Annotated in this window: 8 protein-coding genes; 2 read left to right on the top strand and 6 right to left on the bottom strand. The window is 40.1% G+C overall.

Annotated features, from left to right (window positions below):
• Nucleotides 1-1,488 precede the first annotated feature (1,488 nt).
• Entirely contained in the window at nucleotides 1,489-4,107 is a 2,619-nt protein-coding gene (locus ADICYQ_RS11145; protein WP_020893745.1) for a CLIPPER-2 domain-containing protein, read from the bottom strand.
• A gap of 248 nt (nucleotides 4,108-4,355) precedes the next feature.
• A complete protein-coding gene (locus tag ADICYQ_RS11140; protein ID WP_152520482.1) occupies nucleotides 4,356-5,750 on the bottom strand; it encodes a hypothetical protein in 1,395 nt (464 codons plus the stop codon).
• 324 nt (nucleotides 5,751-6,074) lie between these two features.
• Between ADICYQ_RS11140 and ADICYQ_RS27120 the strand changes: the two genes are divergently transcribed.
• Nucleotides 6,075-7,037, top strand: coding sequence for a D-alanine--D-alanine ligase (locus tag ADICYQ_RS27120; protein ID WP_040415805.1), 963 nt, complete (start codon nucleotides 6,075-6,077; stop codon nucleotides 7,035-7,037).
• A gap of 15 nt (nucleotides 7,038-7,052) precedes the next feature.
• Complete coding sequence (rluF, locus tag ADICYQ_RS27115) at nucleotides 7,053-7,784, top strand: 23S rRNA pseudouridine(2604) synthase RluF (RefSeq protein ID WP_020893742.1); 732 nt, start codon at nucleotides 7,053-7,055, stop codon at nucleotides 7,782-7,784.
• A gap of 1,166 nt (nucleotides 7,785-8,950) precedes the next feature.
• On the opposite strand, the gene ADICYQ_RS11120 is transcribed toward rluF, so the two are convergent.
• The 4 genes from ADICYQ_RS11120 to ADICYQ_RS11105 all read right to left on the bottom strand — a co-directional run bounded on the left by ADICYQ_RS11120 (nucleotide 8,951) and on the right by ADICYQ_RS11105 (nucleotide 14,044).
• The gene (locus ADICYQ_RS11120) at nucleotides 8,951-9,760 is read right to left on the bottom strand and encodes an HAD-IIA family hydrolase (RefSeq protein WP_020893740.1); all 810 of its coding nucleotides are present in this window, start codon (nucleotides 9,758-9,760) and stop codon (nucleotides 8,951-8,953) included.
• 1,384 nt (nucleotides 9,761-11,144) lie between these two features.
• Entirely contained in the window at nucleotides 11,145-11,996 is an 852-nt protein-coding gene (locus ADICYQ_RS11115; RefSeq protein ID WP_040415802.1) for an ion transporter, read from the bottom strand.
• Between the two features lie 124 nt (nucleotides 11,997-12,120).
• A complete protein-coding gene (locus ADICYQ_RS11110; RefSeq protein ID WP_020893738.1) occupies nucleotides 12,121-13,104 on the bottom strand; it encodes a DUF2207 family protein in 984 nt (327 codons plus the stop codon).
• Nucleotides 13,058-14,044: a DUF2207 domain-containing protein gene (locus ADICYQ_RS11105; RefSeq protein ID WP_020893737.1), complete on the bottom strand. Its 987-nt coding sequence runs from the start codon at nucleotides 14,042-14,044 to the stop codon at nucleotides 13,058-13,060. The genes ADICYQ_RS11110 and ADICYQ_RS11105 overlap by 47 nt, the downstream gene beginning before the upstream one ends.
• Between the last annotated feature and the right edge of the window lies 1 nt (nucleotide 14,045).

The raw sequence follows: 14,045 nt of genomic DNA, 5'->3' as shown, positions 1-14,045 counted from the left end.
GTGAGGAAACTGTCTTAATCCTGTTGTAGTGGATGCTGCTCTCTGACCACACTCTATTTCTACTCCTTGACGGACAACAATAAGGTCTTAATCCTTGTTGTAGTGGATGCTGCTCTCTGACTGCTGAATCTGTAATCGGTTGAAATTCTTTTTGTTATCCTCTTCTTTAGCTAAATTTTCCCCTGTTTTTGCCTTCATAAACACTCTCTTCTGAATTCCTCGCTAGTAAATCTAGTGGCTTTTTAATACTAATCCAAATTTGAATCAGTGCTACATTAATTTTTGGAAGAATGAAAATCCCGGCGGCAGAGCGGAGCCGAAGCCATAGGGTGACGAGTACGAAATGCCTACTCGGCTCCGCTCAGGAACCGGTTTGGAATGTTTGCCACACCTCATGCTCAGGATCCGGCTAGGATGATATGATCTATCGAAATTTGCCCGATTCTACCTACTATATGATTCATGTTTTTTGATAGGAATTGCGATAATTACTCCGGAACTCCCCGCAATCAGGCCCCTCGCTAAAAAGTGCCTTTATTGGCACTTTTCTTCCCGCTCGTTCCTCCTTGTTGTATCCCGAAAGTGTATCGCATCGGGATGTCTCTCGGACGAAGGAGGAAAACAAGATAACAGCCTTTGAAGGATTGTCTTAATCCTTGTTGTAGTGGATTTTCTTTGGTATATAATACCTATAGCTATAATAGACCCACGCGCCTCCTGGCCCCTCACTAAAAAGTGCCTCCGCTGGCACTTTTCTTCACGCTCGGTCCTCCTTGTTGTAGTGGATGCTGCTCTCTGACATTAGGAGCTGGTCAAGCTCTTGACTTTGCAGAGGTGTCTTAATCCTTGTTGTAGTGGATGCTGCTCTCTGACCCCTTCAAATGGTCGAGGTAAACACAAGAAATGAGTCTTAATCCTTGTTGTAATGGATGCTGCTCTCTGACATTAAACATTCGGCTGTCCTGACAAAGATTTTACATGTCTTAATCCTTGTTGTAATGGATGCTGCTCTCTGACTTCAAACTTATAGTCGTATCGTGAACGACCACGCTATGTCTTAATCCTTGTTGTAATGGATGCTGCTCTCTGACTGCTGAATCTGTAATCGGCTGAAATTCCTTTTGTTACCCATTTCTCTAGCTAGATTCCCACCTGTTTTTGCCTTCATAAACACTCTCCTCTGAATTCCTCACTAGTAAATCTAGTGGCTTTTTAATACTAATCCAAATTTGAATCAGTGCTACATTAATTTCTGGAAGAACCAAAATTCCGGCGGCCGAGCGGAGCCGAAGCCAAAGGGTGACGAGCACGCAATGCCTAATCCTTCGGCTCCGCTCAAGAACCGGCTCGGGAAATACTCAGACTCCGCTCAGGAAGTGGCTAGAAGGTTATACATTTCTGTTCAGGAACCAGCTGGGATGTTATCCAGGTTCGTTCAGGAAAGATTAAATCGCTTTATTCTATTAAGTTCATACATTTATCTCATCACTATTCAATGACCGTAATCATTCCCTTTTCCGTGGTCAGTAGCTTGTCTTTCTTGTTTTTATACTGGATGATTACAGAATAGTTTCCGCCAGGGATCTTTTGATTGTTATAGAATCCATCCCAGATGCATGTAGAGGGTTGATTTGCCTGGGGGTTTTTGTCTTCGCAATAAAAAATCATTTCACCCCAACGGTTGTGGATAAACACTTCCATTTCCGTGGCTAAATTGTTCGGATAGATAAGGAAAGGTCTTTGTGAGTCTCCCGGAAGAATGGCGGTTGGGTAACTTACCATCGCATTGCACACGTCTTCGACCTCAAAATCTACAAAGAATTCGCAACCTTGCTCATCTATGGCCAAAAGGCTGTAATTCCCAGGATGCGTTGGGGAGAAGGTAGAACCGGTGCTAATGGTGATGCCATCCAATAACCATTGGCTCATGCTAAAGTTATTTCCGGCATCTATCAATACCAGTAAATTTCTGTCGAGGCATATGGAATACAGTGCCTGTAACGGTGGCATTTCGGAAAATGATTGAACCACCTCCATTTGGCCTCTGCCAACCATACAACCGTCTTCATTGGTCAATGTGACTTCATACAAGCCGGCTTCCTGTACAGTAAGTGTAGGATTATTGTCGTAATCTGATAAATGGATGGCATCCTGTGAACGGACGCGGTACCAATTCACTTTTAAATTATCAGGGTCCTGCTGCAAACTGAGGGTGGTAAAAACGTCTTCCCTACAGAAAGGGGCTAAATCTAATTCGGTGTTTTGAGGTTGGGATATTTCAGCGTAAAAGGATTTTTCCACGGAGCATAGGATTCCTTCCTTGTCTGTTGCACTCATATGGTAAAGCCCCGATTCTGAAAGATCGAAGCCTTCTTGACTATTTTGCCAAACGGTGGCTCCGCTTGGTGCTTTCAGTCGATAGGTCAAGGCCATGGTGGATTTAGGAGTGAGCATGTGGGGATAACATGTTGTGATTTCCTCAGGTATGGTGAAATCCACAAATTTTCTTTTATCCACTAAAAACAGCCCTTTCACATTGAAGGTATTCTCTTGTTCATCTGTAATCGATAAAGAGTATTCCCCGTGAGGAACCGCTATTTGGACCCGAATACGGTTTTGAAACTCTCCCGAATATTCCTGCCCATCTGCCTTTCTTTTTAAGATGTAAGTGCCCGTCTGTGGTGTGTGGGATGGGAACTGTATTTCTATGGTCCCCAAAGCGATGTCATCATTGGTGCAGGCTTCTGGGGAAACTGAGATTTCATGGTCAAGAAAACCATCTGGAAAAATTAAGGCCTCTACTTCAAGGAAGGCCATGTCTTGAATAAATTCACCATTTTGGGATTGACCTGTAGCATAAGCGAAATTTTGGACAGCACCATAGCTAAGGTCATTGTTGTTGATCACATAACTTGTAGTAAAGGTTTCTGATTCAAGTACCTCAAAGTAGGGGATGTCCCAAGAGGCTGAAGTAAGTTCGTCATAGATCGTCACATTAAATAGCGGGACTTTTCGAGGATTGGTTACCACCAAGGTGTAATTAATGGTGTCGTTTATTTGGCTGTAGTTTTCCACATCTGCATATTTCTCAATCTGTATACTCGGTCGATAACTGCAGTCTTCTACAGTGATTTGTACAGGTGTTCGATGACTTTCGCATTTACCATCCAGAGAGTAACTGACCCATACCTTATGAACACCCACTTCCTCGGTGTTTATTTGGGGAACATTGGCTAAAGCAATGCTTTGAGGATCATTGTCCAGGTAATAATTCAGTTGATAATACAAATGTTCCTGGACGGAAAATGTATTGGTTTCCGATAACTGACAAATTATCAAATCCTTTACTATTGGGGTCGGAGCCCGCATTAAAACGTTTATGGATAGGGGAGTTCTTATGCCGGTACAAGTTTCTTGAGGCCCTTCTGCTACCCAAATCTGCTCGCTGCCAGACAATGAAGTATTGACCTGATAATTGGTGAACCCTTCGCCTCCTTCTTCCTCCGTAAAAAAATAAATTGAAAACCCTTCCTGACTTGGAGAGATTAACGAACCCAGTTCAATGGGTGCATCTCCTTGACAAAAATCGGGAAGTTGAATTGGGCCTATTGAGGGAAAGTCTACCTGGTCTATACAATGCGTTGCGGCGAATTCAGCTTTGCCGACTATGGGGATTTCAATAGGGCCATAAATTGCTTCGCCGACACAAGCGTCATCCGTAAATCCCTGAAAAAATGGAATATTGGAATAGGAGCTCCCTGAAATTGATCCCAGGCCAGACATGCTTCCATCGATGGCCATTGTAACTTCGCAGCTATTATTTGCCCAATAAAAACAATCTTCTGTTAGCTTTAAAGTGTACTCCAATGTTGCTGCGGTATCATTGGAATCCTCTTGCAATGGGATCTCCCCGATTTCCCAAACGATAGCTCCTGCTATACCTAAGTCTGGGTCGAAGGTAACTGCACCATGGTCTTGAGGTAATGAGTTGGCACTGACAAAGGTGGCAGTGATGGGCAAAGGGATGACTATTTTGTTCTCTAATGAAGCTTCGGTACCAAGGTTTTTGATGTCCAGGGTGTAAGTAATTTCTTGACCTGGTTCCACAGAAGGCTCTTCGCCTGGAGGTTCTTCTTCAATGTACTTAATCTGGTTGTGCGCCTGAATTTCTGGGACATAAGATGGTACAGAGAAGGCAAATGCAAAGATGGCATACTGGTCTTGGTTAGTCCCAAACCGAAATCGAAAAGATCGTTGCTCATTGGCAATGATGGCGTTTTCAGGGTTAGGTACCTCCCATTGAACAATGTCGGTACCTGTGTTGTGCTCGAGTTGTGGGTTTCTTGGGTTGTCTATTAAGTTTCCTTCAGCGTCTCTAACTGGTGTGTAAATGGAGGAATTGAAAAAGTTATTTTTTCTGCAAGTTTATGGCTAAGTAAAACCCACTCTTTATTTTGATTTAGGATTTGAAGGTAATCTCCTTTGATTGATTTGTCACCTTCAGCGGCCATTACTCCCAGTTTTAATTTGACATCTCCTTGCTTGATGGTTTCAAAACCTGTGATTTCAATTTCACCTACATGTTCCTCTTTGTCTAAAGATTGAACATAGGAATAACCATCAAAAATACTGATGTTCCGCCAATCCATTTTTGAGTTTTGATAAACCACAATCATCCCCCAGTTGCCGAAGTAGCCTGTGTTGTTTCCCAAACCTTCGACAAGCGCTACATCTGCAACAGTATACTCTCCGGCGCCATAACTTTTAACCAGGTCGGTTACATCGGCATAGCCTACGTACATGTCCTCCATGTCATTGTGTGGAAATAAAATGCTATTCCCTTGAGAGGAGATTTCAGTATAGTTGCTCGCTCCAGGAGCTTTAAGCTTTACCTTTCGTTTGTCAAACATCACTGTATGTGGATAATCTGGATAATAACTTCCTGAAGCCGTCCATTCTACAGTGAAATCATCAGGTTTTACATCTCTAAATGCTTCCACCAATGACCGCTTTATCGTATGAATGGAAAAAGTAAACCCATTGTCTTCAATCATAATTGGGTCAAAAGTGGCTGTTGCCAGTTCTCCAGCGGTAGAAATGGACTGGTTTTCCACTTCTTGCCAATCTTCCTCACCAATTTGGTACAGTGCTTTTTCAGACTGATCGTTCGGGAAAATCAAAATTAGTTGTACCTCTTCATCTTTCCAGAAGTAATAAATGGGATAAATCAAACCATTTTCATCATACTCCAGACTAAGCGTCATGGTAAAAGAACTGTGATTTATCTCTTCATATGGTAATATTACCTGTTCTTCATTTTTAACCTCCTTGAGTTCCTCTGAAGTAATCGTTTTGGTCAAATCAAAGTTAAGCCCCTGACCAATGTCCGATTTTCCAGCCCAATAAAGTCCGGCATACAAAATCTCAGTGCAGTTTGGAGCTGCACCATTCTCTTGGGAAAACATTAAAGTGGCAGAAGAGGAGTTAAAGGTTTTGGGATCGCCATCGACGTCCACAAATTTCATTTTGGCCAGGGAGTTTTCTCCGGTTTTAGAATATTCCGCCAGGGTAAGGTTTGTATTTCCGATCATGGTAAAATCTCCTCTGATATGAAATACATTGTCTTCAGGGGGAGTGTTGCCAACCCGGTGTTTAAAGGGTACCCGATTGTCATTTTGGGCATGTACCAGTTCCGGATTTACTGCCAAAAATAGCAATGCTATTAGCATGAAGGAGATAGTTTTCTCCATAAAAATAAAGTTTAACACTTTCATCAATACAGCTTAAAAAAAATACCAAGCCAAAAACTAAAGAAAAAGGAAGGACAAATGCCTCTGTGAAATTCACTTCCAAGATAACTAAAAATTTAACATGGGTTCAAGCTGTTGGTTACTTTTTCGCTATTTAGTGGAGGGACTATTGTGAATAGCGCATAAATTTAGTTTGCCTTTAGCACTTCTATTAAAAAAATGCATGCTTAATTATTTATCAAATCGGTTATTTATCATTTTATTTACAAAAAATTACGTTAACTCGCACGGATCCTAAATGAATAAAAGAAAATTGCTTTGGTCATGGGAGGCTATACTGGTGAATCGGTAGTCTCTTTAAAGAGTGCTGCTGTAGTAGCGCAACACCTCGATAAGGAACGTTATGAGGTGTTTCCTATTCATGTGTATCAGGACAGTTGTTACCATTTAGAGGCCAATGGAAATAAAACACCCGTCGACTTCAATGATTTCTCTGTTACCTTGGTTGGTAAGCGGGTGAAATTTGACGGTGTATTCAATATTATTCACGGTTCACCTGGTGAGGATGGAAAATTGGTAGGTTATTTTGATATGTTGGGAATTCCCTACACAACCTGTGATGCCCTCACTTCCTCCATCACTATGAATAAGGCCTATACGAAGAAGATTGTAGAAGGCATTGCTGATTTGCATGTGGCTAAATCTGCTCAGTTGTTTGAAAATAAGGCTGGCCTGGCTGAGGAGCTATTGGACGAATTGAGTTTGCCCATTTTTGTTAAACCCAATAATGGGGGAAGCAGTATAGGGATGAGCAAGGCGAAAAGTGCCGAAGAGTTAACCATGGCATTGGACCTGGCCTTTAAAGAAGATGATCAGGTGATGGTGGAGGAGTTTGTAAGTGGGAGAGAGTTCTCCATTGGTATTTATAAAAGCAATGGGAAAATCACCGTTCTTCCTTCGACGGAGATAATCAGTTCCAAAGAGTTTTTTGATTTTGAAGCCAAATACAAGCCTGGTGTTTCAGAAGAAATTACTCCTGGAAGATTGGATGAACGTGATGTAGAAAAAGTCAGAAAGATAGCTGAAAAAGTTTACCAAACATTGAATTGTAAGGGAGCGGTAAGAATGGATTATTTCTTGGAAATGCAAACGGGTGATTTCTATTTTATTGAAATCAATACCGTGCCTGGTCAGACAGAAACAAGCCTAATTTCGCAGCAAGTAAAAGCAGTGGGAATGACGTTGAAGGATTTCTATACAGAGCTTATTGAAGAAATGTGGCATTAATTTAAATTGTGAAAAGTGAAAAGTGAAGTCAGGATTAATAAGTTTCTAAGTGAAATTGGCTACTGCTCGAGGAGAGAAGCTGACAGAATGATAGCAGCGAATAGGGTAACCATTAATGATAAGGTTCCTGAGGTGGGGACTAAGATTGGGCCTGAGGATGAGGTGAAAGTAGATGGCGTGGTAGTCACAGCTCCTGAAGAAAAGCATGTTTATATAGCTTTCAATAAACCTGTAGGAATCATTTGTACGACAGACACAAAGGTAAAAGACAATATTGTAGATTTCATCAATCATCCGCAGCGCATTTTTCATATTGGGAGATTGGACAAGCCTAGTGAAGGCCTAATATTTTTGACGAGCGATGGGGACATTGTCAACAAGATATTGCGGGCTGGAAATTCTCATGAAAAGGAATACATAGTAAAAGTAAACAGGGACATTGAAGGAGACTTTATAGACAGGATGAGCAATGGAGTGCCTATTCTGGACATTGTCACCCAAAAATGTTATGTCAAACAAATGAGAAAAGACACTTTTAAGATAATCCTTACCCAAGGACTTAACCGGCAGATAAGGAGAATGTGTGATTATTTTGGCTATAAGGTTGTGTCCCTACAGCGCGTTCGGATAATGAATATTCGCTTGGACGTACCCAAGGGTAAGTGGAGAGATTTGTCTTCTGAGGAGCTTGAAGAAGTACAACGTTTGGTAAAAGATTCTTCTAAAACAGCTCCTGAAACTGAGTGATTTTAATTGGCTTCAGCCTCTCTGGATCCCCCTGTTGTTGATTCCTTAATGTTAGGGGTGATATGTAAGTCAAAATATTCATTATGGTAATAAAAGATCGTATTTGTTAAATTTAATGTAATTATTCCCTGTGTTTGTTGCTGAATTTTTAATTAATGAATCTTTCTGTTACCTTTGATATATCAAACAAAGACAAAAGGTCTTTGGTCAACAAAAGTTTACTAAGTGTTGACGATTTATACTGTAGGATGATGAAACTGGCAGACATGCCCTCCTGTCTCGGGGGTGGAGATCACAGGATAAAGAAAATATCGAGCTCATATTTTTCCTAACTGCTCCGTGGAGGTTCGACTCCTTCTCCTACAGCAGGTTATTTTGGGTTTATTGTTAATTGACTAAAGCTATGAGATTTTGTTTCATAGCTTTTTTTGTGCCTAATTGCCCAGGTTGACCTAGGTCAATCATTTTTCTTTGGGAAACCTAAATTCCTAAAATTGGTTTTATTGGAGTCCAAAGCTGTTTCAAAATGGATCACTTTTGTTTTTATTGCTATAAAAAACCCATTTTGAAGTGTTATTTTAGCCCTCTTAGTTTTTTGTTGTCGATTTTCTAATCGAAGGCGGTAAAATTTCAGCATTATTATTGAATGATTAATAAAAATACAAAATAATTAAATATAGTGTAAATAATTGGCTTAAATATTGATTTTATTTTAACATATCAATCTTTTTAGTACCTTTGAAATATCAAACAAAGACAAAAGGTCTTTGGTCAACAAAAGTTTACTTTGTGTTGACGATTTATACTGTAGGATGATGAAACTGGCAGACATGCCCTCCTATCTCGGGGGTGGAGATCACAGGACAAAGAAAATATTGAGCTCGTATTTTTCCTAACTGCTCCGTGGAGGTTCAACTCCTTCTCCTACAGCAGGTTATTTTGGGTTTATTGTTAATTGACTAAGGCTATGAAATTTTGTTTCGTAGCTTTTTTTTATGTCCAATTTTTTACCTAGCCTTTGCTTTGTCCTGATTTTGAACTTGGATCATCTTGAAAAAAATTATAAATGGTCTGAGTATTGGTTCCGATTAAAACGGGTCAAAAAAAAAGGTAACGTATGCCGCGACACGTTACCTTCATTGTTTAATAGAATTACAATTTTTTGTCTATTGAAGTACAAGGTCTCCATGGACTATTTGCTCCAATACCATAGGGTCGTTTAATTCTTGAATGCTGCCAATGATATGGTCTGGTGAATACGCATAAGCATCGAGGTCTTCAATCTTGGTGGATCCTGTTAAGGTCAGTACTGTTTTGAATCCCATTTGAACCCCGCCTAATATGTCTGTTTCCATAGTGTCGCCGATCATGATTGTGTTGGCGGAATGTGTCCCTAATTCAGCTTTGGCAATTCTCATCATGACAGGGTTTGGTTTTCCGGCGCTAAAAGCTTTCCTTCCTGTAGCCATTTCAATCATTGAAACAAAAGCGCCACAACCTGAGCGAATAGAGTTATTGGAACTGGGGCAATAAGCATCAAGGTTGGTAGCAATAAGTTTTGCACCGTTCATTACCATGTTAATTGCTTTGTCCACAGATTCTAGCATAATCGTTCTTCCTTCTCCGATGACCACATAATCTGGCGCATCATCGACTATAGAGTAGCCGTTTTGGTGCAATGCTGTTAATAAGCCTCCTTCTCCAATTACATAAGCTGTCCCGTTAGGTTTTTGAGCGGCTAGGTACCTGGCAGTGGCTATGGCGCAAGTAAAAATGTGTTTTTCCTGAACGCCTATTCCCATCCTGCTTAATTTTGCTACCACATCTCTGCAGTTTCTTTGGCTGTTATTGGTGAGGAATCTAAAAGGGTAGTCTTCTTCCAATAATTTTTGGATAAAGTCCTTTGCACCAGGTATCAATTCCCCTCCTCGGTAGATGACACCATCCATGTCGATTAAAAATCCAGTTTCTTTCATAATAGTAGTTGTTGTGGTGTGTTCTTAAATATGTAATCAATAACAAAGGTTTAATAAAAATATATAATAATCAAACTATTACCTTTAAAAGTGTTAAAATAATAAAAATTACTATTTATTTTTATTAAATACTAAAAATGGATATATGAAGGTTTAGCCATTTTTGCTTGTTTGTAGGTGTTCCATCAGGGGAGTTTTGAGGAGGGTTTTAATATTTTTCAATGAAAGGTGAATTTCATAGGGGTAAAATATTGAAAAGGCTGATATTATTGTAAAAAAATATAAAAAATGTAAAAATATATCTTATTTATTGTTGTAATTTTAATTTTAGGATCTTTTTGTTACCTTTGACATATCAAACAAGGACAAAAGGTCTTTGGTCGATAAGAAAAGCTTGCTTTAATTATCGATGACATATACTGTAGGATGATGAAACTGGCAGACATGCCCTCCTGTCTCGGGGGTGGAGATCACAGGATAAAGAAAATATCGAGCTCATATTTTTCCTAACTGCTCCGTGGAGGTTCGACTCCTTCTCCTACAGCAGGTTATTTTGGGTTTATTGTTAATTGACTAAAGCTATGAGATTTTGTTTCATAGCTTTTTTTTATGCCCAAATTTTTAGGATTGTTTTTCTAGTATAGTTTGTCCTGTTGCTTAAGTTTCGCCTTTAATTGACTATAGGGTTTCCAAGGGTCTCCATGGCTGTAAATTATGCTTTTGATATGTGTGAAAAACCCATTTGAAGTGGAATTTGCAAGTTGCTGATTTATTATTGTAAATCTTCCAATATCCAATCAATTTCATTGCTTAAAATTATTGAATATGTATATAAATACCATTTCAAATAAATAATATGTAATAAAACAATTTATTTTTTGCTTTATTTTTAATAAATGATTCTTTTTATTACCTTTGACATATCAAACAAAGACAAACGGTCTTTGGTCAACAAAAAGCTTGCTTTTTATTGACGATTTATACTGTAGGATGATGAAACTGGCAGACATGCCCTCCTGTCTCGGGGGTGGAGGTACTGGGAAAAAGCAAATATCGAGCTCATATTTTGCCTAACCGCTCCGTGGAGGTTCAACTCCTTCTCCTACAGCAGGTTATTTTGGGTTTATTGTTAATTGACTAAAGCTATGAAATTTTGTTTCGTAGCTTTTTTTTTGCGCAAGATTCAGCGGAGGAGGGTACCGCTGTACTTTTCAAAACTTCTGCAAAATGCCAGGCAGAAAGGTTAAACAATGAATTTTAATGAAAGGCTCAAAATAGGCGAGGCATAAAAAGGTAGGATGGACTTTTGAGGGTAGAGGATAATCAGGATAGCAATAACAGAACTTTCCCCAAGTTTTAGAATTTAGATTGGTAAGAAATGTTTCTATTCAGCCCTAGGGGTAAGTCGGGTTCCGCACCTTCTGCAAAAGACCGCATCCAAACTGTGGTTCTTTAAATTGCAGGCCTTGCATGATTTTATATTAGGGTGGGCTTTAATCTCTTCGGCATTTCTGGCAGAAACCAATTCTGAAGTGACGATTCCAGTGGGCACAGCGATAATCGCATACCCTATAAGCATAATGAGAGAAGCCATAAATTGGCCAAAATCTGTAGCAGGGGCAATGTCTCCATAACCTACTGTGGTAAGTGTGACAATGGCCCAATACATCGACCTGGGGATGGAGGTAAAGCCACTTTCAGGCCCTTCAATGATGTACATCACTGATCCCATTACCAATACAATCGTCAGAACAGATCCTACGAAAATCTGAATTTTCGCCTTACTGTGTTTAAGTGCATCTGTTAACCTGGAAGCTTCCTTTATGTATTCAGGTAATTTAAGAATTCTCAATATCCTTAAAAATCGCAATGCTCTTATAACTGTCAAGTATTGCGTTTGCAGCAAAAATAGACTCAGGTAGGTCGGGAGTATAGCAAGCAAATCCACGATTCCATAAAAGCTAAAGACATATCCGGTTTTATTGTTCCCTAGCCATATTCGTAGAAAATATTCCAATGTAAAAACAAGCGTAAAACACCATTCCAACCAATACAAGAGCTTACCGTAATTTTCACGAATGGCTTGAACGGAGTCTAGTATGACGATTACAACACTTAGTAAGATCAATACCAATAAAACCAGATCAAAGGCTTTGGAAGCGCGATCATCCGATTCGTATACAATATGTGCCAGTCTTTTTTTGAAGGTAAGGAGATCATAAGATTTGGCATGTATGCCATTACATGAAAAGCGATAGGATATTGGTATTTCTTTTTTGAGAGCAGTAAACTTACAACTAATCTAATTAAAATAGAGAAAGGCGGTCATAATCCTGTAGGGTATGTTATAAAACAGGAGCCTACCAGCCACCGCCGCCACCTCCGCCGCCGCCACCTCCGGAACTACCTCCGCCGCCACTACCAGAAGAACCACCAGGAGGGCTGGATGAATTGGCAAGGGCCGAGCCAAATGAACTGCTTAGATTGTCAGAGAAGCTGACCAGAGACCCAGCCGTAAAGGCGGTTCCTGTATACCACATTGGGCGATAGGAAGAGCGATTGCTATAATCTTCTCCTAAGGAATCTAAGCTCTTCTCGAAAGCTTTCCCCCAGGCCTCTCCTACATCCAGGGCGATCGCAAAAGGGAGAAGTTTCTCAAAAACGGCTGGAGTGATGCCTGGTGGATTATATGTTTCTATCAAAGGTTTTTCAGCGGCATTGAGGTACATTCTAAAACCTTCTATCTCGTCCATTATTTTTCGCCCCTTTAATGTGGGGGCGTTCATCAGTAGAATAAAAATAGCATTCGTAAGTCCTACCAAAAGAAAAAAGAAGAGGAAGCCAAAGGCTGGGTTAAGATTAAAATAGTAGACAATGTAGGCCGGTACCCCAATAATGATAATCAAAAGTAAACCTTCGACTATGAGTGTGCTCGTCTTTACATAGCCTTTGTCCTGATAATCCAGAAAGGTGTAAAAAATTTTACCAAGTAAAATGATTAGAAAGAAACAAATGATCAAGCCCAAAATGAGCATTGTTTTTTCGACCTCTAATAAGTTGGGAAAAGTGTATTTGATAGCAAGCACCAAACTTAAAACAGAAATGATAAATCCTGGTAATACCCAAAGGTAATTGTGTTTAAAGTGAGATCCATGTAGCTTGGAATACAGGTCTTTTTGTAAGCCACGCATGGCTCCTCCGATTTTCCGATGCTCTTTTTGTTCCAAACTAATCTCTTGTAAACCTGCTGGAAAAAGTTGATCCAATACAGTCTGGTACCTTGCGTTTGGGGACTCATTATTCCCTGTTGTTTTTTCTAAAGTGTATTTTTCTTTTACCTTCAATGATCTTCAGCCAACCTTTTGTGGCCATTTCGACAATAAAAGCGACGTATGTTTGGGTGTCAAAACTCATTTTGTACAGGTAACGCATAGCAGCAGCATCAATTCCTTCAGGGGGGTCAAACTGAGGGTAAATGCCTCCTTTATGAGGGTCACGGCCAACCCTGTTCCAGGCATAAAAATAATAAGCCAGGGCAAGTATAAATCCAATTGCAAGACAAAAAATCCCAGCATTGTCTCTGAAAAAGGTTTTGGTTTTATCCGTTTGTGTTGGGGGAGAAATTATTCCTTTTTGCCAGGAAGCAGCAATTGTAAGGCCTTCGCCAGGCATTAAGGTCTGCTCAACTTTTACAAATAGTGATCTGTCTGATTCTTTTGCTATCGTGCAGTTACATGTTGTGTTTCCTGTCGGTCCTGAATAGGCAGCATATTGTCCTATTGTTCCAGCAGTTGGTAGTGTGATTCGTGCGCTTGCTTTCACTATTGGGAAGCTCCAGTCGGAACCAATTGCATTCCAATAGAGCTCATCGAAGTCATCGAAAAACCCAATTTGCCGATTCGTTTCGTAAGCAATCGAATAAGCATAAATACCAGGCTCCAAGACAGTGTTCTCATCACCGATTCTAATGACTTCGAAGTCTCCTTGTCGGATTACTTTATAGGGCTCGTCGATGCCGTTTTTCTTTACTCCGAGTACTTTGAATCCTACTGTTATTTGATTGTTATACTTGTCTCGATACCTTACAGGAAAGCTTCTGAAAATCCCCCTGCTGATATCAAGGCCTAAACTTCTGACTTCGATGTCCTCCGTTACATTCAAGGAGCCGTCCAACTGTACGGCTATACCACTGTGGTAATTGAGGATTACTTCGCCATTTTGTGCGACTACACACAAACTTCTGGAGAGTAGGATTAGGACAAGTCCTAAGTAAAACCGGTACATC

Origin of the sequence: Cyclobacterium qasimii M12-11B (genome assembly GCF_000427295.1) — a bacterium.
GTDB classification, from domain to species: domain Bacteria; phylum Bacteroidota; class Bacteroidia; order Cytophagales; family Cyclobacteriaceae; genus Cyclobacterium; species Cyclobacterium qasimii.
Note: the sequence above shows the minus strand (reverse complement) of the source record. Positions and strands in the feature narration are given on the sequence as shown.

Bases quoted from the DNA above. Each gene is read 5' to 3' on its own strand.
- ADICYQ_RS11140 (WP_152520482.1), bottom strand. From the start codon at position 5,750: ATGGAGAAAACTATCTCCTTCATGCTAATAGCATTGCTATTTTTGGCA.
- ADICYQ_RS27120 (WP_040415805.1), top strand. From the start codon at position 6,075: ATGGGAGGCTATACTGGTGAATCGGTAGTCTCTTTAAAGAGTGCTGCT.
- ADICYQ_RS11120 (WP_020893740.1), bottom strand. From the start codon at position 9,760: ATGAAAGAAACTGGATTTTTAATCGACATGGATGGTGTCATCTACCGA.
- ADICYQ_RS11105 (WP_020893737.1), bottom strand. From the start codon at position 14,044: ATGTACCGGTTTTACTTAGGACTTGTCCTAATCCTACTCTCCAGAAGT.